We start from the raw sequence: 25108 nt of genomic DNA, 5'->3' as shown, positions 1-25108 counted from the left end.
GTACCTTTTTTACTGTATATCTGTCCTATTTAATATCTGCTGTCAAGGCAATATCGATAGTATTGGTAGCTGAATTATAACTAGCCTTTCCTTTTAAAGTCTGCTCATTGATTGTTTGAGGCAGACTTGAGGGATCGAATTTGATGAGGGTATACTCCCATTTCCGATTGAAGTAGGCGTATACATAGTAGGTGCCATTTTTGATGACTTGAGTACTTCCTTGTCCATAATAGGAGTAGAGATACGCATAACTACCAGGTTCCCACCAATAGGAACCTCCCGTTCGGTAAAAATAGATCCAGCCAGATGGGCGGTAGCTGTACTTGCTCTTGGTATTCGTTGCAGTGAAATTAAGTTTGACATTCACAAATTCAGGGGGTGCTGGAGGAGTAACGGTTAAAGTTACCGTTCCACTGGAACAAGGATTACTTACGGTAGCCTGTCCAATGATTTTGGCTGAACCATAGCTAAAATAATTATCGTACACCTGAATTTTTAAGTTTGGAGAGGAAGGGTGGCGATAAAAGGAAGCAACCTCACCGTCTCGTACATACACATATCTGTAACTTAAAAGCCGCCCAGATTGATCCCGGAAGACAACGTAATAATACCGACCGACCGTAGAGGAAGAACTGAAGCGAAACTGAATGTTTAATACGTGATTAACACAGGCGGAAGTGTACCAGTCCAGATTGTAGCTAGAAAGGTGAGTAATATTAAATTTAGCCTGAAGTTTTCCATTGGCATCGGCATAAATCGTTGCCGTACCTTCTTCTTTCCATTGGCCAGTTTCTTCGTTCAAACTCCACAGTGGAACCGTTTCACCGGCTTTAATCGTCTGGCCTGTAGTAGGGTTAGTTAAGGTTTCATCCAGATCCATTGTAACTTCTACGGGCTTAGAGAATTTCTTCACACTGGTTCCGCCCGAGGTCATATTAATGGAAATGAATCCCGCCGTACTAAAAGTAATGGGACTCATGGGTTGACCACTGGCATTGAGCACGTTATCAGCAACAAATCCGCCGGGGAACGAGCTTAGCGATTGATCGGATGTCGTGGTATAATTCACTACCTCCATCCGAACCTGACCCGCTGCCAGAGCTTTGCCAGAGGCATCCTGCATCTGAGTCCCAGACGCAATAGTTAATGTAGCTTCATCTGCGGTAGCAGCGGTTTTGGGGGTAACAATGGTGACGGCAGCTGTGGTGTTTCCGTTTCCGTCTACCGTAGTGCTGGCTACGCGGGCCGAAGTCCCTTCGGCTGGATTGTTCAACTCAACGAGTGGAATCTGGATTTCGCTTTGCGAAGTATCCGTCAACATCACATTATAAGAAACGGGGCTGAAGCCAGAGACCGTTGCATGAATGGTAAACTTCAAAGGAGTACTGGCTGATGGAGTAACCTTTGATCGCATACCTAAAGGCAGTAGCCCCTGAGAGGCCTTAAAAGTTTTTGAACCATCTGCCATATAAACAACGTCCGCATTAGTACCCGAAACGCTTATGTCGAAAGCCCCCGGCTGGTTGGTTGCAGTAGGGTTTGCGTTAACAAACCGAATCATCACCGGAGCAGTAAATGGATTCGCATTAATTGAAAAATTTACATCTTCCAATGGATCCAGATTAGCAATATCCTTTAAGTCTTTACAGGCAAAGACAATTACGGCAAGAAAAGAACTCAGCAGAACTCCGCCAAGCATCCGTTTTTTAGAAAAAACAGTATCTTTCATGAAGGCAGTGGATTATTTATTTAAACGGTAGGAGACACCTAAATTCAAAACAGGATAATACTTGAGAGGCTTTAGGTTTCGCTCAATAATAGCGGCCTGGTCCTGCGAAGGCTCTAACATCTTGGTGGCGGTCAGGGATACTTTGGGCGACTGCTGATAAAAGAATCCTAAGTCAATGTTAAACTTAAGTCGATTGCGAAGAAAAGGCTGCCCAAACCCCAAGCCTATGTAGGGAGCTAGTTTATTAAATTCAGCTTTACCCGAAAGCGTGCCAATTTCATCCACTGTAAAGGTTAAATCTTCCAGTTTTACGTCACGGGTTGGCTTTCCGTCCAGAGTTACCTCATTCAGATTAAGCATTATTCCTCCCGTCAGACGAAATCCCATGCGTTTAAAAGGGTAATAATCGATCAGGGCGTTAACCGTTTTAATCTTGATATTTCCATCCAAACCGATTTGAACATCATCTGTACTAGATCCAGAAATGAACCGGGTTTTGTAATTGAAGAGTCCAAAACCTATTCTTCCGGTGAAGTGGCGATTAATAGAATGATACAGATCGAGCCCAAAGCCTGCGGTTCCAGCTTTCAAACCCAGAGCAAAACCTTCCGTATACGTTGGGAGCGGACGTTCCGACTTACTGGAGTCGACGTCTTGCCCAAAGCTCTGAAAAGTAATCCCCCACAATAGAGGTAGTAGTAAAACTTTTTTCATTAGACAAATAGTTAGGGTTTAAATTATAGATCAAGATTGCGGTTGAAAAGAATGTTTATAAAAATACTCAATTGAAATTTGTTAATTTTTGATTGTATATAGTGCCTATTATTGAAAAAATAGCTGGTTTTAGGGAGGAGTTTTAAGGCTTTAAATAAGATAGAGATAGAGGTTATACTTACTTGCAAATACTGGAATATCTGCCTAACAAATATATTGAATTTGAGCCTTTTGTATTGCTAACCATTAATGGTTATTAAAATTATTTTAATATTTATAAACACTCAATTAATAAAATTGAGTGTTTGGTATTAGTACATTGATTTTTGTAGGTTAATTGTAAATTTTGTACCTAACTATTTAACTTGTTACTCATAGTAGTTTCATTATAGATAATACGTTTTGTAAGAGGTAATGGACATTCTTTGTTGAATTATATCAAGTAGAGTAACTTTTGATAAGTAATGGTGCGGGATTAATAGATTAATTATATATCATTTAGTGATGCGTCAGGTATTGAGATAAGTTAAATATTGAGACGAATCAAGTTTTACATTTTATATAAATGAACACTTATTAGTAAGATTAAATAATAAGTTAACTTATAATATGGTGGGAAAAATTTATAATTAACGGAGCTATAGTTAGCGTTCAATGCACGCAACTTAAGATCAGTAGAAGAGAAAATAAGATGGGCTATGAATGCTTGTTAATCAGATGAAATGACGATTCAATTAAATAACTAATGTTTAATAACTGGAAAGAAGAGCTGGGGCAGGGCATTTTAAGCCTTCTTGAGTATTCTACCTGCCAAGCTTCTGGCAATACCTATATAATCTTTTGAGATTCAACCTCTAAGGTGAATCATAGGTGTGTTGAATTACTAGGAGTGATCTGATGTATGTTTTGATAATACTATGTTTGACAAAATTTTATATATAAAATAGATGCTATTTTAAAATTTTATATTTTTATAGGCTAAATACCGATCATCTTTCCATATCAAAATTAGTTTATGAAAAAACTTCTATTCTTCTGTCTGCTGCCAGGGGGTCTTTTTGCTCAGAATACACTCATTCATTGTGGTACCTTGATTGATGGCGTAGCAAACGAAGCCAAGAGCCAAATGACGATTGTCGTTGAGAAAAATAAAATCATTGGCATTGAAAAGGGCTATAAATCAGCCAAATCCGGGGAAAAGGTTATTGATCTGAAAAGTAAGACGGTAATGCCGGGGCTAATTGATTGCCACGTGCATCTGGAATCCGAGACTCGTCGTGGAGGGGCAATTGACCGCTTTACGCTTAACCCTGCCGACATTGCCTTTGAATCGACTCGAAACGCCAAGAATACCTTGCTGGCTGGTTTTACTACTGTGCGTGATCTGGGCGGGAGTGGCGTTAACGTGGCTTTACGAAACGCGATTAACAAAGGCTTGGTAGTAGGCCCAAGAATCTATACGTCAGGAAAATCCATTGCCACCACTGGAGGGCACGCTGACCCGACGAATGCGTATCGGAAAGACTTGATGGGTGACCCTGGGCCGCTGGAGGGAGTAGTAAATTCAAAAGAAGATGCCCGTAAAGCCGTTCGGCAGCGGTATAAAGATGGCTCCGATCTGATCAAAATCACAGCTACGGGTGGCGTGCTGAGTTTGGCTTCCAATTCACAAAACCCACAGTTTACCGAAGATGAAATTCGGGGAATCGTGGAAACAGCCCAGGATTACGGCTTTACGGTTGCCGCCCACGCTCACGGAGCCGAAGGCATGAAGCGGGCCATCCGGGCGGGGGTTACTAGTGTGGAGCACGGCACGTATATGGATGATGAAGCGATTGCTTTGTTTAAAAAGCATGGGACTTACTTAGTACCAACGATTCTGGCGGGAAAAACCGTAGCAGATTCAGCAAGAATCATGGGGTATTACACGCTGGTTCAAGCCCGAAAAGCCCTGGAAGTAGGGCCAAAGATTCAAAGTATGTTTGCGAAGGCTTATAAAGAAGGCGTGAAAATCGCTTTCGGCACCGATTCGGGCGTTTCCATTCACGGCGTTAATGCCAAGGAATTCGAATATATGGTAGAAGCCGGTATGCCCGCCATGGAGGCCATCAAAGCCGCCACAGCCAGTGCATCAGATTTGCTACGAATTAAAGAACAAATCGGCACCATCGAAACCGGAAAAATGGCTGACATTGTAGCTACCTCTGAAAATCCTTTACAGAACATTAAAACGATGATGAATGTCAAGTTTGTTATGAAGGATGGAGTGGTTTATAAGAATGAGTAGGCAATAAAAACGGAGGCCGAGTAAATAGCTCGGCCTCCGTTTTTTAAGTTTTAGATTAAATAACTAATTTTTACTTAATTTATTAAACTCATTTCGATTCAAATACATAATGCAGGAACGCCATACAGAAGCTGTTTTACGATCCTTTTTGTTTAAGTATCTTTCCCGAGCTTCTGGAAATTCTGTAAGAAGTTTCAATATTCCTTTATCGTTACATGTATAGGTTTGTCCAGTATACAAATCCACAATAAAGCCTAAGTCATTCCTATTAATGACGGTTGTTCTATCAACTCCTGAGATTGCCCCAGAAATGGCCAATCCAATTGATCCATAAGAATACAATATTCTCATATTACTAGCATCAAGTTCATCTTCAACTAAAAAGAACCGACCCGTTTCTCGAACCGGTGCAAAGTAAGTAGCCTTATTTCCCACTTTGTACTGATTCGCATATATATACAGACGCTTCCCATCCGAATAGGCGAATGCCTTTTTTCCTTCAGAAAGAGCCTTCAAGTTTTTTATAGCCAAATATTTGCCATCTAACCGTTTACTATCAATATAGTTAGGCAAAATGCTAGGTTTCTTATCCATAAGTTCAGGAATAGAAAAATATAGTCCTGCAGGAAATATAACTTGTTCAAATAAACTGGCTACTTTATCATTGGTTTGTGGTCCCAGCTCAAATAAGGTTCCGGCATTGTTTCTCCAGTTAGTTTTTGAGAATTCACTAAGACAAATATCAAATAATTTCCTAATTTTTTTTCCATAGCTTGCCTGACCACTCCAATCGCTTATTTCGGCTAAGTTTTCAACGTAATAAATATTCCATAGTTTACCTAAAGTGTCTTGACGACAGATAGTAAACGAAAGACCTACTTTTTTTTCACCAGTATTGTTATTTGATTTGTTACTAACCCATAAATCATTTATTACTAGAACTAGGCTGTCTCCACTAGAAGAAAGATTTCTTTTAAGGTAACTTTCTAAATACTCTGATACATCTGCTGGAAAATTGCATTCGATTAATTCATTTGTAATAGGCCTATATTATCCTTAAAAAGTCGGGCATCTATAACCTTTTTAAAATTAAATCCAAGATTATTAGTAGTTAAAGTGTGTTCTGGTAACTCGATAATATGCTGTCCTGAAACAGTAAAGTTTAAATAACTAAAAAAGTATATAACAAAAGTCAATCGAAAAAATAAGCTCATCGTAATAGATAGGAAGTTTATGGTGAAAGATTTCAAATATGCATAATAATTTATTAAATGCATAACTAAAGAGTTTACTATAAAATCCGTTATGGGTACTAAATGAAGATTTGATTATTTACAATAATTATCTATTAACTAGTTGACAAATTTTAAGACGGCATGGTTAAGAGACAATTAGAAGCCATAAAATGTTGTAGATACTCTAATCGTAACACTCCACTGATCATTCGTAGTTTTCATGAAATCAATCTGTATAATGGGTAATTTATTCATTTTCTGCTCGATACTTTTCTACCTGTAAAATGTTATCCTGAATATCCTGCATAATCCATCTGGCCCACCAGCTTGCATAGAAATTAAAGGTAGTTGTTAATTTAAAGTGACTATATAAATGCAATCGATACGTTTTGGAATTCAATTTTTCTAATTCATACGTTCCATTCAATACGTCAAAGTATTTACCTCCGATAACTACGTGTTCATCCAGCGTCGTTGATGGAATTTCGTGGGGATAAGCCTTAATTGAAAATACCATTTTCTTTTGAGGAATATACTCAGAAACAGTTTCATGGAAAACTAATCCATTCGTGAATATAGCTTCGCGATACGCTCCGACTCCTTCATAATTGAGGATGGCCTTGACGGGTCTAGGAAAGCCTAAGGCGTTGGTTAGCCAACCTGTATCTTGTTCTTTTTTGATTTCTTTAACTCTGGTAACATTACTCCATATTTTCTCGGCAGGAGCTTGAATATCGATAAAGGTATAAGCTTGATAGGTGCCTGGTATTGAGCCAACTGTCATTTCAAGTGGGGTAATGAGTAAAGGTACTAAGGGGATGGTAGATAAGTATACTCTTTTGTTCCGATTCCTATTTTTAAGTCTCCAGCCAATAAAGCCCCCTAGGGAAGCAGCTAGAAAAAAAAGCGGTAATACCATAAGCCAGCAGGCCCATCCTTCCCATCCCACTAGTAGAGTGAGTACGAAAAAAAACAGAATAGGAACCCAGGGAGCAAAAAAGCGATAAGAACGTTCTTTCGCTTTTTCTTCACTGGAAAAAAAGATGGTCAGGATGCCCATGATGGTTGGTAAGCAAACCAGAAACGTAAGGGACATGACAGAATACAGTCTTTGCCAATCCTCAACCCCAAATAGATAACGGAGTATTAATCCATAGGCAACGGGAATAGCTATGACCTTGAGGTAAGTAAATATTTTATTCATTTAGATTAGGTAAAAATGTATGTTAATGAAGCGGTAAGAATAGAAAATACTAAGGGGTATTATTTATACACCAAACTCAAGGGTAACATCCTCAAAAAAGGTAAAGCCTTGTCATAATCCAAAGCCTTATAAAATAACCCAACTCTTCCCAGATGGTTATAGTAGTCCTGCAAGTGAGTATAGTAATAAAATTCACTCCCGAGGTACCAGGCTTTTTCACCCAGCTTGCTGGCGAGAAACCACTTTTCTAGCAAGCGGGCCGTTCGTCCATTCCCATCGTTGAACGGATGGATTTTTACAAAAACCAGATGAATAAAAGCGGCATAATAAAAGGCTTCTTCAAGACTTAATTCCTGCTGAATCAGGGCGTTTACTTCGCTCCAGAAAATCTCAAATTCTTCTTTTACTACATTTCCTGAAGCAGCCTCGTAGCGAATACGATTACTCTGCTGATCCATAATTAGCATGTTTCGGTTTCTTACCTTTCCTCTAAAAGCTTCGGGTAATAAATGTTCAGTAGCTATGGAATGAGCTTGAAGAAAATGGTTAAGTGTTAGCGAATGATCCCGGGCAAATTCATAGGCCCGATACAAATCATTGGGTTTCTCGGTTAGCGTTGGTAAATATTCGATATCAAGCAACTTATGCTTAACGTAACTGTCAACCTCCAGGCTTTCACCTTCGATTCGGGAAGAAGCCATGACCGATACCGCGGTGTAAAACTTGAAATTATCAATCGTCCAGTCTTTGCTTTTTAGCTCAGCAAAAGCTGCAGAAATAAAGTAAGTAGAGAAGACAGATAATCGTCGTAATAAGTGTTCGAAAGGGTTGCATTCATAGCGTACCAGCCGTTGGCTTTGAATGACCTAAGGTAGTGGGAAATGATGGTAGATTAATGACTCTTGAGATGACACAAGAAAACAAGCCTGTCATCCAGAGCGAAGAAGGATCTTATTGATTTGACGAGCTTACTTGGCTTAGGGAAAGCTTTACTCCTCTAAATCCGTCTCCTTCTGTAGAAGTTCTCTCACGTCGTTCGAGATGACAGGCGAGGGGTTTAGCCGTCGCTTTACGCAGGATGGCAGGAAAAGCCGAGTAATAAGTTAGTAACCAGGAATCTGTTCCACCAAAATCTCATTACCTGCCTGATCATAATAAGTACAGGTCATCTGCTGTAAAGAGACTATCCATTTCTCAATGCCCGTTTCAGCACAATGCTGACAGAATGTGTAATAATCCGTTTCTCCTCGCTGGTGAGTTTTCAGGTATTGCTTGAATGCTTCAGATTGATTGGTAGCTGCAATGCTTAGCTCCTCATATTGTGGCTGAGATGAAGTCTGATAATCATTTTCGCCGAAATAGTCCGTGTGACTGTCCTTTACCCAGGTTTCAAATGTCGTTACGCCTAGGGCCTTGATTTCCTGAATATATTTTGGAAAATCGGCTCCTGATTTTACTCTTTCATGAGCCTGTTCAATCTGTTCTACGGTAAACATGAGTGTAAGGTTTGGATTAAGGTTGAGACTAGGAGGGGAATCGTTTGTTTAAAGTCCGAATAGATCAATGGCTACAAACTTCGTTTGGCTTTCCAAAGGTTTTTCGGCTTTCTTCTGCTGGAAAATGAGTTGAAACCACCAAATTGCTACTTTTTCCATTGAATACCACTTTCTAAACATTTCATTAATGATACGCTCTTGTCTGCTTAGCCTGCTGGGCTTGTCGATGTTGACGGCAACCGCTCAGGAGGTGACCAAAGTAGCCGAACCCGTGGAATGGGTGAATACCCTCATGGGAACCCAATCGAAGCACAGTCTCTCTACTGGTAATACTTATCCCGCCATTGCCCTGCCCTGGGGAATGAATTTCTGGATGCCCCAGACAGGTAAAATGGGCGATGGATGGGCTTATACGTATGACTCGGATAAAATTCGCGGGTTCAAACAAACTCACCAACCCAGTCCCTGGATTAATGACTACGGTCAGTTTGCCATCATGCCTACTACAGGTAAGCTTCGTTTCGATCAAGACGAGCGGGCCAGCTGGTTTTCGCATAAATCGGAAGTAGCTAAGCCTTATTACTACAAAGTATATCTGGCGGATCACGACGTAACCACCGAGATTGCTCCGACTGAGCGAGCGGCGGCTTTACAATTTACTTTCCCCGACAGTAAAGAATCCCGTGTGGTTATCGATGCCCTTGACAAAGGTTCATTCGTGAAAATTATTGCTGAAGAGAATAAAATTGTAGGTTACACGACCAAAAACAGCGGTGGAGTGCCTTCCAATTTCAAGAACTACTTCGTTATTCAGTTTGATCGTCCCTTTGCCAACACGATGGTTTGGAGTGGAAAAGATGCTGTCCCCAACAAAATGCAGGTGCAGGATAACCACGTAGGAGCAGTCGTTGGTTTTATTACCAAGAAAGGTGAGAAAGTATATGCTCGGGTGGCGTCTTCCTTTATCAGTGCCGAGCAGGCGGAATTGAATTTAAAAGAAATTGGTAAGGATGACTTTGCGACGGTCAAAGAAAAAGCCCGCAAAATCTGGAATAAGGAGCTGGGCCGTCTGAACGTAGAGGGCGGTTCGGTAGACCAAACCCGGACGTTTTATTCCTGCCTGTACCGTTCGATGCTATTTCCCCGCAAGTTTTATGAGCTGGATGCATCTGGAAAAGTCATGCACTACAGTCCTTATAATGGTCAGGTGTTACCTGGGTACATGTTTACGGATAACGGTTTCTGGGATACCTTTCGGGCACAGTTTCCTTTCTTTAACCTGATGTACCCCAGTATGAATGCCCACATCATGGAAGGTCTGGCGAATGCCTATAAAGAAAGTGGTTTCTTACCCGAGTGGGCCAGCCCTGGTCATCGTGACTGTATGATTGGCTCGAATTCAGCTTCGCTGATTGCGGATGCTTACCTGAAAGGGGCTCGTGGTTTTGATATTAATACGCTGTACGAAGGAATCCTGAAAAATACCCAGAACGAAGGCCCATTGAGTTCCGTTGGCCGAAAAGGGGTAAAGTACTATAATGAGCTAGGTTACGTTCCTTACGATGTCAAAATCAACGAAAACGCGGCACGGACGCTGGAATACGCCTATGATGACTGGACGATTCATCAGTTAGCGAAAGCCCTTAACCGTCCGCAGGCGGAGATTGATTTGTTTGCGAAACGCAGCCAGAACTACCGCAATCTGTTTGATCCTGAAACCAAGCTGATGCGGGGTAAAAATAAGGACGGTAAATTCCAGTCGCCCTTCAATCCTTTCAAATGGGGGGATGCCTTCACCGAAGGAAACAGTTGGCACTACACATGGTCGGTCTTTCATGATGTACAGGGTCTGGCTGATTTAATGGGCGGTAAGAAAGAATTCGTGAAAATGCTGGATTCGGTATTCGTAGTGCCTCCGATTTTCGACGATTCGTACTACGGTGGAGTTATCCATGAAATCCGTGAAATGCAGATTATGAATATGGGCAATTACGCTCACGGCAACCAGCCCATTCAGCACATGATTTACCTCTACAACTACGCGGGCGAACCCTGGAAAGCTCAGTACTGGCTGCGGGAAGTAATGGAGCGGATGTATAAACCCACGCCTGATGGCTATTGTGGGGATGAAGATAACGGTCAGACTTCGGCCTGGTATGTATTCTCCGCGATGGGTTTCTATCCCGTTTGTCCCGGCACCGACCAATATGTATTGGGTACGCCCTTGTTCAAGAAAACAACGGTTGAGCTGGAAAATGGCAAGAAAGTGGTGATTTCAGCGGCTAACAACAATGATAATAATCGCTACGTACAGTCTTTAAACGTGAACGGCAAGGCCTCTACGAAAAACTGGCTGAGCCATCAGGAATTAATGAAGGGAGCCACCATCAATTTCCAAATGTCTGCCAAGCCTAACAAGCAACGTGGAACGGCTGCCTCAGATGCCCCTTACTCGTTCTCAACGGCTAAAAAGTAGTTGTTGGTTGTTGGGTTGAGAGTTATTAGTGCAAAGTTTTAACCACAGGGTTACTCAAAAGTCAACACAGTAAACGCTGTGCATAACTCTGAGTAACTCTGTGGTTTATTAGTTTGACAGGTTTTGATTTCGTTTGAAGATTTGATAGAATCAAAACGTTTTCAAACCCTGTCAAATCAAATCTCTCAAACCAGATTAATCTTCCGCTTTCTCGCGACCATCAGCCATGCGGACGATTTTGGGTGAGAACTTCGCTAATACACTAACCAGATCCGTTTGAGCCGCCATGACATGCTCCAAGTTTTTATAGGCCATGGGAGCTTCGTCCAGATCGGCTCCAATAAGCGTAACGCCCGCCTCTTCCAGAGCTTTCTTTACGTCAGACTTTTGAATCGTCTGGATAGCTTTGGTTCTTGACATGAGTCGCCCTGCTCCGTGTGAAGCTGATTGCAGCGAAGCATCGAGCCCTTTTCCACGAACGACATAACCAGGCTGCGTCATCGAACCGGGGATAATCCCTAAATCCTTTTCACCCGCAGGCGTAGCTCCTTTGCGGTGAACGATCACTTCCCGGCCATCGGCCAGCGTTTCTTTCCAGGCAAAGTTGTGGTGGTTTTCCACCATTACCAGAGGTGACTGATTCAACGCTCGAGCCATTTTATTATGGATTTCGTGGTGATTGGCTGAAGCGTAGTCTCCCGCCAGATTCATGGCAATCCAGTATTCCTGCCCTTCTTGAGAATCTAAATCCAGCCAGGCCAGATGCTGAGCTTCTTTAGGAAGCTTTGTCTTCTGCATAGCCAGTTTAGAATAATGATTGGCAATGTTACCACCAAAACCCCGCGAGCCTGAATGGGAAAGCAAGGCCAGGTATTTTCCAGCGGGTAATAACTCGTTGGAAAGTACTTCCAGCTCGCCCCATTCCACAAAGTGATTTCCCGTCCCGGATGTTCCTAACTGACGATAGGCCTTATCGCGTAACTCGCGAATGGGCTTGGTTGCCGACCATTCAGGTTTTTCAAAAAGGGTATCGTCAAATTTCTTCCGTGACTCACTTCCCATACCAAAATGCGTATGTTCGTTTAAAAGCGACTTCAGCAAACGGGTTTCGTTTTGAATCATCGAAGCAGGTAAGTCAAACACGCTCAGGCACATCCGGCAGGCAATATCCACACCAACGGCGTAAGGAATGACGGTATTAGCCGTCGTTGCCAGCACCCCGCCGATGGGCAAACCATAACCCTGGTGAGCATCGGGCATCAAGGCTCCGGCTTCTGCAATGGGTAACTGCATCGCCGTCTGCATCTGTTTGATCGCTCCTTCTTCGATAAAATCCGGTCCGTAAACCTGGTAGGGCAGGGGTTCTTCGCGTAAAATAAACTCCCGCGTAGTCTGACCGGGCCGTGCAGGTAACTCATATACGGGGGTGCGGGCGGCTTCTACCGCCAGAATTTCCCGGGCATAATCAGTCAGGGTGATGGATAGCCCGGCATCTGCCATCTTCTTTACGGCGAGTCCGAGGTTGGTTAATTTATTTTTAGAGTACGCAAACTTCTTTGGGTTCTCCAACAACTGAGCAAAGAGCGTCATTACCTTATCTTTAGGATAAACGCCGTTTGAAATCAGGCCGTTAGAGACTCGTAGAAATTGCTTTTGTAATTCGGGAGAGTCAATGCCCAGGGCCAGTAACTCGTCCTGGGTAATAAGGGTTTCCATGTGAATTGAGGTTGAAATAAAACAAAAAAGCCCGAAACACGCAGTTCCGGGCTATATAGGGATACTTAGGCCTAAGTCATCCTTGAGGTGCTATCTCATCCGCCCGGAACCATCACGATCCTTCCGTCCAAAATCCGATGCCGGGTTTTGACGTAAGCTCATCTCTTGACGGTATGCTAGGGCGAAATTTTGCATTGCGGGGACAAAGATCGCACTTTTTCTTTATTTCCAAATTGGTAGCTGTCTGATTTTTATGAGTTAATGAAATGTTAATAACAGGCGGGCTTTCAGCACAACTGCTATTTTTGTTACATGTCCAGTCGTACACTTCGCATTTTTACGGTATTATCCGTCCTGCTGTTGCTGGGGTTGGCTCTGGTGCAATTTTACTGGTTCCGACAGGCCTATCAACTGGAAGACCGTGATTTTGATCAGCGAGTTACCTCTGCTCTACGGATCGTTTGCCGGCGAATGATCGACTATAATAATCGCCCCAATAGCTTACCTTTAAGACCCGTCGAACGGGTATCTGCCAATTATTATACCGTTCAGATTAATGATCAGATGGATCCGTCTGCTCTGGAGGTTTTTCTGAAACAGGAGTTTTCCCGGCATGACCTTAAAGCTAATTTTGAATACGGGATTTACGATTGCGAGCAGCATCAGATTCAATACGGCGGTTTTGTCTGCCATACCGCTAACTGCGATGAGCAGAAGGCCATTAAAACGTCTTTTCCTAAAGTAGCCGGACAGAATTATTACTTTGGGGTCTATTTTCCCGAAAAGCGTAATTATGTCTTTGATCAGCTTAAATCATGGACCATTTCTTCGGTAGGAATTCTATTGGTTATCCTTTTTTTTAGTTACGCTTTATACGTCATTTTTAAACAGAAACGATTGTCGGAGTTACAAACCGATTTTGTGAATAACCTGACGCATGAATTCAAAACGCCTTTATCGACGATCCTTATTTCGACGGATGTATTAAGTAAACCCAATCAATCCTCTGAACGGCTGGCCAGTTATGCGGGTATTATTCGCAAAGAGGCATTACGGCTGAAGCAACAGGTAGACACAGTACTACAAACGGCTCAAAGCAATCAGCAAAAACTACAATTAGAAAATCTGGATATTCACGAAGTCATTAAGGATTTAGTCGATCGCTTTCAACCCCGCATTCAGGAAGAACATATTCACATTACCCTGGAGCTAAAAGCTCAGCCCTCGATTATTCAGGCCGATCTCATGCACCTGACGAATGCTTTGTATAATTTGCTGGATAACGCTATTAAGTATTCCAGTCAGCATCCTGAAATAAGCATTCGTACGGAGGTAATTAAGCAGCGGGTGAGGATAGATATTCAGGATTGGGGTATTGGAATTTCGAAGGAACATCAATCCCGCATTTTCCATAAGTTTTTCCGCGTTCCTACGGGTAATGTGCATAACGTGAAGGGCTTTGGATTAGGGTTATACTACGTAAAAACCATAACCGAAGCCATGGGTGGGCAGGTAACCATGGAAAGTGTGGAAGGGCAGGGCAGTTGCTTTACCTTGATTTATCCTGTCTTGAATTAAAAGAAACGTATGATTAAAATCTTGCTGGTTGAAGACGATGAAACGCTCGGCTTTGTCGTGGCGGATAATCTGCTTCAGGAAGGGTACGAAGTACATTTACAAAAAGACGGCAAACGGGGTTGGGAAGCTTTTTCGCAGCAATCCTACGATGTCTGTTTGCTGGATGTGATGTTACCGGAAATGGACGGTTTTGCTTTAGCCGAAAAAATTCGTTCGACCGGCAGCCAAGTTCCTGTTATTTTTCTGACGGCAAAATCTTTACCGGAAGACCGCATTCGGGGCTTTAAACTGGGGGGCGACGATTACCTGACCAAGCCTTTTAGCATGGAGGAATTAACCCTTCGCATTGAGGCTATTCTTCGACGAATGGATGCTAAAGCAGTGACTAATCAAGGCTTAACGTTGGGAGCGTATCAACTGGACTTAAAAAACCAGCGACTTATTTACGGAGCCAGTTTTATTAACCTAACCGCCCGGGAAGCGGATCTACTAAAAATGCTGGCCGAGCGGCCCAACGAAATCATTCCCCGTGAAGAAATCTTAAGCAGACTTTGGGGGAAGAGCGATTACTTTTTAGGAAGGAGTCTGGATGTCTTCATCAGCCGCCTTCGCAAATACCTTATTCAAGATAAAAACCTACGCCTCGTAAGTGTACACGGCGTAGGTTTTCGGATTGAATTCTGATTAGTTTTCAGTTGTCGGTTTACTGTTTTCAGTTTAAGTCATTACAGAACTCAACTCAGGCGTACGCTTGGTGCCTTTTCCTCTTAAAAGCTGTCTGAAACTTCTAATCGAAGACCTGCATGCAATCAGGGCTTCTGAAACCTTGAGCAATAACGGCAGGTGGAACCTGCCTGATCGTAGGAACGAGATGGAATCTCGCAGCAATGATTAACCCTTAACTGACCTCTCGAACGTAGCGAGAGACCTTGGGTGGAATGGGCGGAGCTAATTTAGCCAAGTTACCGAATGACCCAACCAGCTCGAAAAAGGTCATAAGATCCTTCGCTTTGCTCTGAATGACAGACGTTGATGATGACCTTCAGGTATGGGTCTCAAATACCAACCGTGTCCCCGGATTTCATCCGGGGCTATTCATATTCAACCCCGCTAGGGTTGTTGTTAACATTATTAAAATAGGTTTACTAAAAATAACCCTGGAAGGGTTAAATACGGATAGCCCCGGATGAAATCCGGGGAAGCTCTTTCTCTAATGTTCCCTGAAGTAGGGAGAGGCTGTTTAAGAGAGTCCCCTAGTGGCAAAAATTGACAACGGCAAACTGAAAACAGACAACGGTTTAAAACTTATACGCTAAATCCAGAAAGAAGCAGTTATTCTTAATAGATAAATCATTGTCTCGGTAAATGTTAATCAGGCCTCGTTGGTAGCTTATCCCAAAAACCAGGGCATCACTTCCGGATAAGGCATATTCTCCGCCGCCGGCTAGTAGCAAGTTAAAATCTCCGAATCCAAAAGCCCGGGTGCTTCTGTTCTTCGATTCATTATAGATGTAAAGAGCGTTAATAGGAGCATTAATGGCTTTTTCGGCCAGCTTGATATCCGCTACCCCACCAAACTGCATAAACAGCCGCAGCCGATCGGCTACTTCGTTAGTTAATAATTTAAAAGTCAAAGGAATTTGCAGATACTGGAGGTTATATAAGGAAGACGTCGCCGTGCCGGGAGGGGTTAAGTCCTGCAGGAACGAGGTTGAATTTCTTACATGAACGCCCTTTACGGTGTACCACAAGCCCGTACTGAAGGCATATTTTTCAGAAAAGAAAATATCCGCAATGGGTCCGAGACTCATTCGCACTACCGCTCCGTTATTATCGAAGGAGTTATAATTCCCCCGGCTTTCCAGGCGGTTGCCACTAATAAAAGGCGATAATTTAAAACCCATTTGTACCCCCATGGGCCGATAGCGAACCATGCCCCTGGTGGTAGGATACGTTTCTTGCACTTTTCGGTATTGAGCAGAGGCTGAAAACGAAAGAATAAAGAAAAGCCCCAACAGGCCATTTTTTTGACTAATTTTGCACGATTTTTTGAAGAACGTTTTCATGAGAAAAATTTTGATTATCAGCTTTTTAGCTGGAATCTTGGGTGGTTTGGTAGCCTGCGATCAAACAAAGGATTCCGATCAATATACGGTAAAAAGCCTTCCTGGAGCTGATGCTATTCAAATTCAGTTGTCCATCGAACGGCTGGATTCTTCGCTTTTTGCTAGTACTACGCCTCAGCAATTCAAGCTCTGGGTTGATTCGCACGCGGCGTTTGTCAACAATTATTTCCTGAAAAATGGACTCCAGGACTCAACGCAACTGCTAACAGAATTGTACCGGAGAGTCAACGAGCCCAGCCTTCGGGAATTTTATAAACAAACGCAAGCCAGCTTCGGTAACTTTGACACGCTAAGCTCGGAACTCACTACGGCCTTCAAAAATATGAAAGCTTATGATTCCAGTTTCAAAGTACCCCGCATTCAGCTGGCATTTTCTGGTTTTCTGGGCTCTGATCTAATCGTTAGCGATAGTGTAATCATTATTGGTCTGGATTATTTTCTCGGTTCGAAAGCTAAGTTTCGGCCTGACGTGTATGGCTATCAGATGTGGCGGTATAATCCCAAAGCTCTGGTACCTCAGATTCTCTTCGTTTTGTCTGAGCAATATGCCAAAAACAATCCACAAGACCAGACTATGCTATCCGAGATGATCAACTACGGCAAAGGTTACGTTTTTGCTCAAACCATGTTACCTCAAACGCCCGATAGTTTGCTAATTGGCTACACGGGCCGGCAGTTAGCGGAAACGAAAATCGCCCAGGATTTAGTGTGGGGGCATTTCATAGATAATAAACTTCTCTATGAAACCAATCCTAACAAGTGGATAAAGTACCTCGGTGATCGTCCCCAAACACCGGAGATTGGCCCTCGTTGTCCGGGCAGTATTGGTCGCTGGCTGGGTTGGCAGATCGTTCGGTATTATGAAATGAATAACCCGAATGTTAGTCTCCAGGAATTGATGAAAAATCAGAATGCCCGACAGATTCTCGAATCTTCTAAATATTGGGGGCAGGCGGAACAATAAATGACTTTTTTCACTTAAAGCTCAGGACTCAAACGTCTGCGGCTCCTTCTCATGTTTTTACTTTTTGCTTTTGCATTTGTCGTATTATTAGGTTTGGGCGGAATTATTTTTCTGATTGTGACGCTCTCTCAGGGAGAGTCCATGCGGGAAGGCCGTCTGAAAAAACTCATCTCGGAACGTCCTTCCATGGATGAGCAAACGTTTATCGCCGCTCTCATCCAGAAGGGTTACGAAGAGTCACTAGTCAAAAAGCTTTATTCTGAATTAGCCTGGTATCTTTCTGAACAACCTCAGTTTGGCCTTAATCCTTCAGATAATGCCGAAAAAGATTACTGGATTCCCAAAGAAAACATTACGGATTTAGCAGAGCGGCTATATGCCCAGGTTCAGGGCCGCCGCCCCTTGCTGGCTGATTGGGCCGCCTGGGACCAGCGGACGGGTAAAGCACCCATTGCAGTTTTGGAAAACATGCTCCGCTTTGCCACTAATAAGTAGAAAGATTGGGGTTAAGTGACGGATGAATGAACGCAAAACCCCGAACTCAAAACGTAAAACGCATTTATGGCTAAACGTCAAAGCTCCTTTGGTCAGGAACCATCTCCCGAAGACAAAAAGAAAGTCAGTCGGGCGGGGCTTAATAAAGCATTACATATTTTTCGGTTCGTTAAACCTTATCGTGGGCTTTTTCTGATCGGTTTGGTTTTTCTGGCTCTTTCTCAGTTAACCATGATGTCTTTTCCCTTACTGATTCGGGAAATCGTGGCAGTACTGGAAAAGAAATCACAGTTCTCACTCAATCAGGTACTCATTGCCTTATTTGCAGTATTGGTAGGACAGGCGATTTTCTCTTTTGCCCGGATTTATTACTTCACACGGGTGAGTGAGCGGTCAATGGCCGATGTTCGCAAGAGTTTATACACAAAGATTGTAACCTTACCCATTCGGTTCTTCGAGCAACGCAGAGTAGGAGAGCTGATGAGTCGTATGACTTCCGACGTCACTCAGTTACAGGACGTGTTAACCATCACCCTGGCAGAGTTATTACGGGGCGTGGCAACCCTGGTGATTGGAATCGTAGTGATTCTGACGATTTCCTGGAAACTTACCTTATTCATGCTGGCTACTTTTCCAGTGCTAGTAGTAGCCGCGATGGTGTTTGGGAAGTTCATTCGCACGATGTCCAAGCAGGCCCAGGACGAACTAGCTTCGGCTAATATTATTGTGGAAGAAACGCTTCAGTCTATTAATATAGTAAAAGCATTCACTAATGAAAAACTGGAAGTAACCCGTTATACGACGGCTTTGAATCGGGTAGTTAACACCGCCTTGAAAGCTTCCATGTACAGAGGTGGCTTTGTTTCCTTCATCATTTTTGCTCTCTTCGGCGGCATCATTGGCGTAGTTTGGTACGGAGCAACACTAGTATTAAACGGTGAAATGATCATGGCCGATCTTTTTGGCTTCGTATTATACACTGCCTTCATCGGTGGGTCAGTGGGTGGTTTAGGTGACATGTATGCTCAGGTGCAGAAAACCATTGGTGCTTCCGAGCGTATTCTGGAAATTCTGGAAGAATCTTCAGAAGTTGAACTTGATCAAACCAATCTGATTCGCAAACCTACTCTGGACGGCAGTATTGAATTTAAGAATGTAGGCTTTAGTTACCCTTCCCGCCCCGATATTCAGGTATTGAAAAATATTAACCTCCACGTTCAGAAAGGCGAGAAAATTGCTTTAGTGGGTTATTCAGGAGCCGGTAAGTCGACTATAGTGCAATTATTAATGCGGTATTACCGGAGCCAGCAGGGACATATCTTAGTGGATGGACAGCCGATTGATCATTACTCAATCACTGATTACCGCAGCCACATGGCCGTTGTGCCGCAGGAAGTGATGCTATTTGGGGGTACCATTCGCGAAAATATAGAATACGGTCGTCCTGGAGCTACGGACCAGGAAATCGTAGAAGCGGCCCGTAAAGCCAATGCCTATGATTTTATTACCTCTTTTCCCGAAGGATTCAATACCATTGTCGGCGAACGGGGGGTTAAACTTTCGGGTGGTCAGCGGCAACGCATTGCCATTGCCCGGGCGATTCTGAAAGATCCCGCTATTTTAATTTTGGATGAAGCGACGTCTTCACTGGATGCGGAATCAGAAAAACTCGTCCAGGAAGCCCTGGATGGCTTAATGGAAAATCGGACTACGATTATTATTGCTCACCGTCTGGCCACAATTCGTAATGTTGATCAGATTTATGTACTTCAGCAGGGAGAAATCATCGAAAGAGGAACGCACGAGGAATTGTCTTTACTCGAAGATGGTTTATACAGTGGGCTCGTGAAGTTACAATTTGAAAATGCCCTGAAAATGGAATAACTTGGCTTCCAGCTTCCCACGGAGTTTTGCCAGCCTAACTATACTAATACCCATGAACAAGCTCGTGCCTGCTACGTTAAAGCAACATAATCTGCGGCATACCGAAGCCCGGGAAGAAGTGCTTGACTTATTTTATAATAAAAGCTTTGCCCTCTCGCATGGGGGGCTGGAAAGTGAGCTACAGGAGCGTTTCGATCGGGTAACGATTTATCGAACCCTAAAAACCTTTCTGGATAAAGGCATTATTCATAAAGTTCTGGATGACGAAGGAACTGTGAAGTACGCCATGTGCAAAGATGCCTGTCAGTCGGAAGATCACACCCATCATCACGATCATGTGCATTTTAAGTGCCTGTCTTGTGGTCAGACTACTTGTCTGGATCACGTAAAGATACCCAGCCTAGCTCTACCCGAAGGATATAAACGACAGGAAATCAATCTTCTTGTGCAGGGCACCTGCCCCGATTGTAAGTCTTGATAATTGAATACTAAAACAAAAAGCTCCTACCCTCTTGGGTAGGAGCTTTTTGTTTTATTTGTAGATTTTATTGTGCAATACTTTGAAAATTTGTTAGAAGTTATTGATTATTAGAACATTAATCATTTTTCAGTAAAAAGAAGATTGAATTAATAGGAGAAGGGGCTTCTAAATCGCTGATCAGGCTGACAAAAGTTTGCTTACTTATTTAGAATAAATTTAAATAGATATTTTTCATCTAGTTTTGGCATTTCGGAAAAATCCTGAGTTTGAAGAACAACGATCCGATTGTAGTTTTGTGAGCCCGGAATGGGTCTATACGGGCATCCCGTACTGAAAATAAAAGTTGAAAAGTATTATTATGATCAAACGAGCACTTAGCTACTTCTTCGGGACCGCAACGGCTATCGTTCTGACGTTGTGGAGTAGCACGTCCGGCTTTGCACAGGATCCCGCAAAAGGCGAACAGCTCTTCACCAACAACTGTGCTTCCTGTCACAATGTAGGAGAGCAAAAGCTGATCGGCCCCGGTTTAAAAGACGTTGACAAGCGTCATGACGAAGCCTGGTTAATCAAATGGATTAAAAACCCAGCCGGCATGGTAGCTAGCGGTGACGAAGCAGCTACTAAACTGTACGATCAGTATAAGCCTATTATGATGACCGCCTTCGGAAGCCTTTCCGACGACGACATCAAAAGCATTTTAGCTTACGTTAAAGAAAAGAATTCAGCTCCAGCTGCTCCAGCAGCAGGTACAGCAGTAGCTGGCGGCGGCGGTGGTGCTGCTCAAGGCGACGGTGAACAATCATCTGGTTTCTTCGGTATTGTTTTAGTAGCTCTACTGGTAGTAATGATTCTGATGCTGGTTGCTCTGTTTGGCATCCTGACGGTTCTGAATCGTTTAGCGACAGTTGATCCCTCTTCCCCCGAAGCTCAGAAGATTCCCTTCTTTGCTCGTTTGAAAGAAAGTACTGGCAAACTAGGTAGCAGTCCTGCGTTCCGTACAGGTGCTTTATTATTATTCGTCCTGTTGGCAGGTAAAGCTACTGTAGATGGTATGTACGGAATTGGTATCCACCAGGGTTTTGCTCCTAAGCAACCCATCGCGTTCTCACACAAGCTGCACGCAGGTGAATACAAAATTGACTGTAACTATTGCCATACGGGTGTTAACAAAGGCAAGCAAGCGAATATTCCTTCGCCTAACATCTGTATGAACTGCCATAATGCAATCAAAGGATCTTCCCCTGAAATTCAGAAAATTTACAGAGCTATCGAGAAAGATCAACCTATCGAGTGGATTCGCGTTCACAACTTACCTGATCTGGCTTACTTCAATCACTCTCAGCACGTAAACGTAGGCGGTCTGCAATGTCAGCAATGCCACGGTGAAGTAGAGAAAATGGAAGTAATCGAACAACGCTCTACGCTGACCATGGGCTGGTGTATTGATTGCCACCGTAAAACTAGCGTGAACTCTAAAGACAACCATTACTATGACAAACTGGTTGAGATTCACAAAAAAGACGGTGTTAAAGACATGAAAGTGGCTGACATCGGTGGGCTGGAATGCTCTAAGTGTCACTATTAATATAATAGGGCGGCTCTGATAAAGAGCCGCCTTTCCCCAACACGAGTTTTTCTAATAGAATGGAAAATACTACGAAGCGATACTGGCGAGGAATAGAGGAGTTACGAAACGATCCTGAGTTCGTAAAGAATGCTCATCGCGAATTTGCCGATTCATCTGATATTACCGACGGAGGTGGAACCTACCGTCGTGACTTCCTTAAAATGCTGGGCTTTGGTGTAGCAGCTGTTTCTTTAGCTGCCTGCGAAGCTCCTGTACGGAAAGTTATTCCTTACTTAAACAAACCCGTTGATGTTGAACCAGGGATTGCTAACTGGTACGCATCAACTTTTACTGATGGGGGTGAGTACTGCTCCATTTTGGTAAAAACCCGTGAAGGTCGGCCTATTAAAATTGAGGGTAACCCTCAGTCAAGTATTTCTCAGGGTGGCGTAGGTACTCGCGTACATGCTTCAGTGCTGAGCTTATACGACAACGAAAAACTGCGTGATCCTCAAAAAGGGGGCAAGAAAATTGAGTGGACTGCTTTAGATAAAGAAGTAGCCGCTGGATTAGCTTCTGCTCAGAATATTCGCATCGTCTCTGGTACGATTTTGAGCCCAACGACGAAAGCGGTTATCGAAGCATTCAAAGCGAAATACCCTTCTACAGTTCATGTAGCTTACGACGCCAGTTCTGCTTACGGCTTAACCCAAGTACATGGTGGACAACTACCTGCATTTGATTTCAGTAAGGCTAAAGTTATAGTAAGCCTTGATGCCGATTTCTTAGGTACCTGGATTGCTCCTGACGAATTCTCGAAACAGTGGGCTGCTGGTCGTAAGTTATCTTCGGCAAAAGGTGGTAATAAGCAAATGTCTCGTCACTATGACTTCAGCACACTGATGACATTGACGGGTGCTAATGCGGATTACCGGGGTCGTTTGAAGCCTTCTCAGTCCGGCTTGGTAGCGTCTACGTTACTTCGCCTGGTGGGTGGTTCTTCAAGTACGGCTGACGTTAAAGTTGAATTCCTTGAAAAAGCAGCACGCGATCTGAAAGCAGCTGCTCCCGGAACTACACTGGTAGTTTCTGGTTCGAATGATCCTAACGTACAGGTAGTTGTTGCAGAAATCAACCGTATCTTAGGTAACTACGGTACAACGATTGCTGGTACAAGTAACTACAAACAAGGTAATGACGCGGCTTTTGACGGATTTGTAAATGACCTGAAAGGCGGTCGTGTTGACGCGGTTCTGTTCTACGGAGCTAACCCTGTTTACGACAGCCCTCGTGGTAAAGAAATCGCTGACGCCCTTGCTCGTACGAAACTAAGCGTATCGTTCTCTGATCGTGCGGATGAAACGGCTTCTCTATGTCAATTCATTGCTCCTGATTCTCACTACTTAGAATCATGGGGTGATGCAGAACCTAAACCAGGGTTCTATTCTATTGTACAGCCTACAATCTCAACGATTTTCAATACGCGTCAGGCTCAGGCAAGCTTATTAACATGGGCTGGACAAAATGCTGATTACTACGAATTCCTGACTCAGAACTGGGCTACGAATATCCTGAAAACAGCTAGCAAAGAAGCTTGGAACAAAGCTGTTTACGAAGGCGTATTTGAGCCTGCTAAAGGGACGGTAGGAGCTGCTCCCGCAGTAACAGGCGATCTGATTACAGCTTTAGGTAAAATCAGTGGTACCTATAAAGCTTCGTCTACCGTACTTGAATTCGTACCTTACGAAAAAGTAGGTATGGGTACTGGTTCTCAGGCTAATAACCCTTGGTTACAAGAATTCCCAGATCCGATTTCAAAAGCTACGTGGGACAACTACGCAGCTATTTCTCAGGCTACTGCGAAGAAATTGAGCGTTCACCAGAATGACATGGTGAAACTGGAAATCGCTGGTAAAGAAGCTATTGAACTTCCCGTTCTGATTCAACCTGGCCAAACTAACGACACCGTATCGGTTGCTATCGGTTACGGTCGTTCGAAAGCAGGTAAAGCAGCAGATGGCGTAGGTAAGAATGTATTCCCCTGGATTAAATCAGTTGGTGCTGAAATTAAGGTAACGCCAACCGGTAGCCAATATAAGTGGGGTATCGGTCAGACTCAAACTCACAACACCGTAATGGCTCGTGAGTCTGTGTTACAAGAAACGATTCTGGCGAAATACCAGGAAAACGTACAGGCTGGCCGCTTTATTCCTAAAATTCAGACTTCTGAAGGAGCAAAAGATGCTACGGACATCACGCTCTGGAATGGTCACGAAAAGAAAAATCACAGCTGGGGAATGGTCATTGACCTGAACCTTTGTACAGGTTGTGGTTCTTGCGTAGTGAGCTGCCAGGCTGAGAACAACGTTCCTGTAGTAGGACGTAAAGAAGTAGTGATGCGTCGTGAAATGCACTGGATTCGCATTGACCGTTACTATTCTTCAGTACAGCCTAAAGAAGGCGAAAGCGTATTCCAGGAATTAGAAACGCTTGAAATTGCTTCTGATAACCCAGAGGTAGTATTCCAGCCTATGCTTTGCCAGCACTGCTCGAATGCTCCCTGCGAAACGGTATGTCCAGTATTAGCAACGACGCATAGTAATGAAGGTCTTAACCAGATGACGTACAACCGTTGTATTGGTACTCGTTACTGTGCGAACAACTGTCCTTACAAGGTACGTCGTTTTAACTGGTTCAAATATTTTGATGAAGATCGCTTCCCTTATCACTACAACAATGATCTGGGTAAAATGGTCATCAACCCTGAAGTTACTGTACGTAGCCGTGGGGTAATGGAGAAATGTTCATTCTGCGTTCAACGTATTCAGGCGACAAAACTGGCTGCGAAAAAAGAACGTCGCAGACCTTATGCTAACGAAGTACAGGTAGCTTGTTCGCAATCCTGCTCTACGGGTGCGATTATCTTCGGTGATATGAACAACCCAGAAAGCGAAATCTCACAAATTCTGGCAGTGGAACAACAAGGTCGTGCCTTCCACATGCTTGAAGAGATTAACGTGTTGCCACAGATCAGCTACCTGACGAAGATTCGGAATAAGGATGAAGCGGACTCGCAAGCTCCTCACAAAGAGGAAAAGCACAAAGAGAACGAACACAAGCATCCTAAGTCACACGTATAAGTAAGTAAACACT

Annotated in this window: 18 protein-coding genes; 10 read left to right on the top strand and 8 right to left on the bottom strand. The window is 43.4% G+C overall.

Annotated features, from left to right (window positions below; genetic code table 11):
* Positions 1–25: 25 nt before the first annotated feature.
* Both QE357_RS18640 and QE357_RS18635 read right to left on the bottom strand, forming a co-directional pair.
* On the bottom strand, positions 26–1729 hold the full coding sequence (locus QE357_RS18640; RefSeq protein WP_309710606.1) for a hypothetical protein: 1704 nt from the start codon (positions 1727–1729) through the stop codon (positions 26–28).
* Positions 1730–1741: 12 nt separating this feature from the next.
* Positions 1742–2443: a hypothetical protein gene (locus QE357_RS18635; RefSeq protein WP_106637196.1), complete on the bottom strand. Its 702-nt coding sequence runs from the start codon at positions 2441–2443 to the stop codon at positions 1742–1744.
* A gap of 1015 nt (positions 2444–3458) precedes the next feature.
* On the opposite strand from QE357_RS18635, the gene QE357_RS18630 reads away from it, so the two are divergent.
* Positions 3459–4730 carry an amidohydrolase family protein gene (locus QE357_RS18630; RefSeq protein WP_106637197.1) on the top strand — a complete coding sequence of 424 codons (1272 nt, stop codon included), beginning with the start codon at positions 3459–3461 and terminating at the stop codon, positions 4728–4730.
* 63 nt (positions 4731–4793) lie between these two features.
* Here the strand turns inward: QE357_RS18630 and QE357_RS18625 are convergent, their stop codons facing one another.
* The 4 genes from QE357_RS18625 to QE357_RS18610 form a co-directional block, all read right to left on the bottom strand.
* Entirely contained in the window at positions 4794–5324 is a 531-nt protein-coding gene (locus QE357_RS18625; protein WP_106637198.1) for a DUF6563 family protein, read from the bottom strand.
* An 888-nt stretch (positions 5325–6212) separates the two neighbouring features.
* On the bottom strand, positions 6213–7169 hold the full coding sequence (locus QE357_RS18620) for a hypothetical protein (protein ID WP_309710602.1): 957 nt from the start codon (positions 7167–7169) through the stop codon (positions 6213–6215).
* 59 nt (positions 7170–7228) lie between these two features.
* Positions 7229–7870: a Fic family protein gene (locus QE357_RS18615; protein WP_309710600.1), complete on the bottom strand. Its 642-nt coding sequence runs from the start codon at positions 7868–7870 to the stop codon at positions 7229–7231.
* Between the two features lie 402 nt (positions 7871–8272).
* A complete protein-coding gene (locus tag QE357_RS18610) occupies positions 8273–8665 on the bottom strand; it encodes a DUF1398 domain-containing protein (RefSeq protein ID WP_106637201.1) in 393 nt (130 codons plus the stop codon).
* Between the two features lie 187 nt (positions 8666–8852).
* Between QE357_RS18610 and QE357_RS18605 the strand changes: the two genes are divergently transcribed.
* On the top strand, positions 8853–11141 hold the full coding sequence (locus QE357_RS18605; RefSeq protein WP_106637202.1) for a GH92 family glycosyl hydrolase: 2289 nt from the start codon (positions 8853–8855) through the stop codon (positions 11139–11141).
* A gap of 195 nt (positions 11142–11336) precedes the next feature.
* Here QE357_RS18605 and QE357_RS18600 read toward each other — a convergent pair whose 3' ends face one another.
* On the bottom strand, positions 11337–12857 hold the full coding sequence (locus QE357_RS18600) for an RtcB family protein (RefSeq protein ID WP_309710597.1): 1521 nt from the start codon (positions 12855–12857) through the stop codon (positions 11337–11339).
* 312 nt (positions 12858–13169) lie between these two features.
* Here QE357_RS18600 and QE357_RS18595 point away from each other — a divergent pair, with 312 nt between their 5' ends.
* Both QE357_RS18595 and QE357_RS18590 read left to right on the top strand, forming a co-directional pair.
* Positions 13170–14435, top strand: a complete 1266-nt coding sequence (locus QE357_RS18595) for a HAMP domain-containing sensor histidine kinase (RefSeq protein WP_309710595.1) — start codon at positions 13170–13172, stop codon at positions 14433–14435.
* A 9-nt stretch (positions 14436–14444) separates the two neighbouring features.
* Complete coding sequence (locus tag QE357_RS18590; protein ID WP_309710594.1) at positions 14445–15119, top strand: response regulator transcription factor; 675 nt, start codon at positions 14445–14447, stop codon at positions 15117–15119.
* A 614-nt stretch (positions 15120–15733) separates the two neighbouring features.
* On the opposite strand, the gene QE357_RS18585 is transcribed toward QE357_RS18590, so the two are convergent.
* Complete coding sequence (locus QE357_RS18585) at positions 15734–16501, bottom strand: porin family protein (RefSeq protein ID WP_309710593.1); 768 nt, start codon at positions 16499–16501, stop codon at positions 15734–15736.
* Here QE357_RS18585 and QE357_RS18580 point away from each other — a divergent pair.
* The 6 genes from QE357_RS18580 to QE357_RS18555 all read left to right on the top strand — a co-directional run bounded on the left by QE357_RS18580 (position 16500) and on the right by QE357_RS18555 (position 25095).
* The gene (locus QE357_RS18580) at positions 16500–17525 is read left to right on the top strand and encodes a gliding motility protein (protein ID WP_309710591.1); all 1026 of its coding nucleotides are present in this window, start codon (positions 16500–16502) and stop codon (positions 17523–17525) included. The two genes, QE357_RS18585 and QE357_RS18580, sit on opposite strands and share 2 nt — an antisense overlap.
* Positions 17526–17576: 51 nt before the next feature.
* Positions 17577–18020, top strand: coding sequence for a hypothetical protein (locus QE357_RS18575; protein WP_106637208.1), 444 nt, complete (start codon positions 17577–17579; stop codon positions 18018–18020).
* 66 nt (positions 18021–18086) lie between these two features.
* Positions 18087–19904, top strand: coding sequence for an ABC transporter ATP-binding protein (locus QE357_RS18570; protein ID WP_106637209.1), 1818 nt, complete (start codon positions 18087–18089; stop codon positions 19902–19904).
* Positions 19905–19956: 52 nt separating this feature from the next.
* Positions 19957–20382, top strand: coding sequence for a Fur family transcriptional regulator (locus tag QE357_RS18565; RefSeq protein ID WP_106637210.1), 426 nt, complete (start codon positions 19957–19959; stop codon positions 20380–20382).
* 361 nt (positions 20383–20743) lie between these two features.
* A complete protein-coding gene (locus tag QE357_RS18560) occupies positions 20744–21973 on the top strand; it encodes a cytochrome c3 family protein (protein WP_309710585.1) in 1230 nt (409 codons plus the stop codon).
* Positions 21974–22032: 59 nt separating this feature from the next.
* Positions 22033–25095: a TAT-variant-translocated molybdopterin oxidoreductase gene (locus QE357_RS18555; protein ID WP_309710582.1), complete on the top strand. Its 3063-nt coding sequence runs from the start codon at positions 22033–22035 to the stop codon at positions 25093–25095.
* Positions 25096–25108: the final 13 nt, after the last annotated feature.

Origin of the sequence: Siphonobacter sp. SORGH_AS_0500 (assembly GCF_031453245.1) — a bacterium.
In the GTDB taxonomy this organism is placed as follows: domain Bacteria; phylum Bacteroidota; class Bacteroidia; order Cytophagales; family Spirosomataceae; genus Siphonobacter.
Note: the sequence above shows the minus strand (reverse complement) of the source record. Positions and strands in the feature narration are given on the sequence as shown.

Coding starts and splice junctions, on each gene's coding strand:
- QE357_RS18570 (WP_106637209.1), top strand. CDS start 18,087: ATGGCTAAACGTCAAAGCTCCTTTGGTCAGGAACCATCTCCCGAAGAC.
- QE357_RS18635 (WP_106637196.1), bottom strand. CDS start 2,443: ATGAAAAAAGTTTTACTACTACCTCTATTGTGGGGGATTACTTTTCAG.
- QE357_RS18580 (WP_309710591.1), top strand. CDS start 16,500: ATGAGAAAAATTTTGATTATCAGCTTTTTAGCTGGAATCTTGGGTGGT.
- QE357_RS18625 (WP_106637198.1), bottom strand. CDS start 5,324: ATGGATAAGAAACCTAGCATTTTGCCTAACTATATTGATAGTAAACGG.
- QE357_RS18615 (WP_309710600.1), bottom strand. CDS start 7,870: ATGGCTTCTTCCCGAATCGAAGGTGAAAGCCTGGAGGTTGACAGTTAC.
- QE357_RS18640 (WP_309710606.1), bottom strand. CDS start 1,729: ATGAAAGATACTGTTTTTTCTAAAAAACGGATGCTTGGCGGAGTTCTG.
- QE357_RS18610 (WP_106637201.1), bottom strand. CDS start 8,665: ATGTTTACCGTAGAACAGATTGAACAGGCTCATGAAAGAGTAAAATCA.
- QE357_RS18565 (WP_106637210.1), top strand. CDS start 19,957: ATGAACAAGCTCGTGCCTGCTACGTTAAAGCAACATAATCTGCGGCAT.
- QE357_RS18605 (WP_106637202.1), top strand. CDS start 8,853: ATGATACGCTCTTGTCTGCTTAGCCTGCTGGGCTTGTCGATGTTGACG.
- QE357_RS18575 (WP_106637208.1), top strand. CDS start 17,577: ATGTTTTTACTTTTTGCTTTTGCATTTGTCGTATTATTAGGTTTGGGC.
- QE357_RS18585 (WP_309710593.1), bottom strand. CDS start 16,501: ATGAAAACGTTCTTCAAAAAATCGTGCAAAATTAGTCAAAAAAATGGC.
- QE357_RS18600 (WP_309710597.1), bottom strand. CDS start 12,857: ATGGAAACCCTTATTACCCAGGACGAGTTACTGGCCCTGGGCATTGAC.
- QE357_RS18595 (WP_309710595.1), top strand. CDS start 13,170: ATGTCCAGTCGTACACTTCGCATTTTTACGGTATTATCCGTCCTGCTG.
- QE357_RS18620 (WP_309710602.1), bottom strand. CDS start 7,169: ATGAATAAAATATTTACTTACCTCAAGGTCATAGCTATTCCCGTTGCC.
- QE357_RS18630 (WP_106637197.1), top strand. CDS start 3,459: ATGAAAAAACTTCTATTCTTCTGTCTGCTGCCAGGGGGTCTTTTTGCT.
- QE357_RS18590 (WP_309710594.1), top strand. CDS start 14,445: ATGATTAAAATCTTGCTGGTTGAAGACGATGAAACGCTCGGCTTTGTC.
- QE357_RS18560 (WP_309710585.1), top strand. CDS start 20,744: ATGATCAAACGAGCACTTAGCTACTTCTTCGGGACCGCAACGGCTATC.
- QE357_RS18555 (WP_309710582.1), top strand. CDS start 22,033: ATGGAAAATACTACGAAGCGATACTGGCGAGGAATAGAGGAGTTACGA.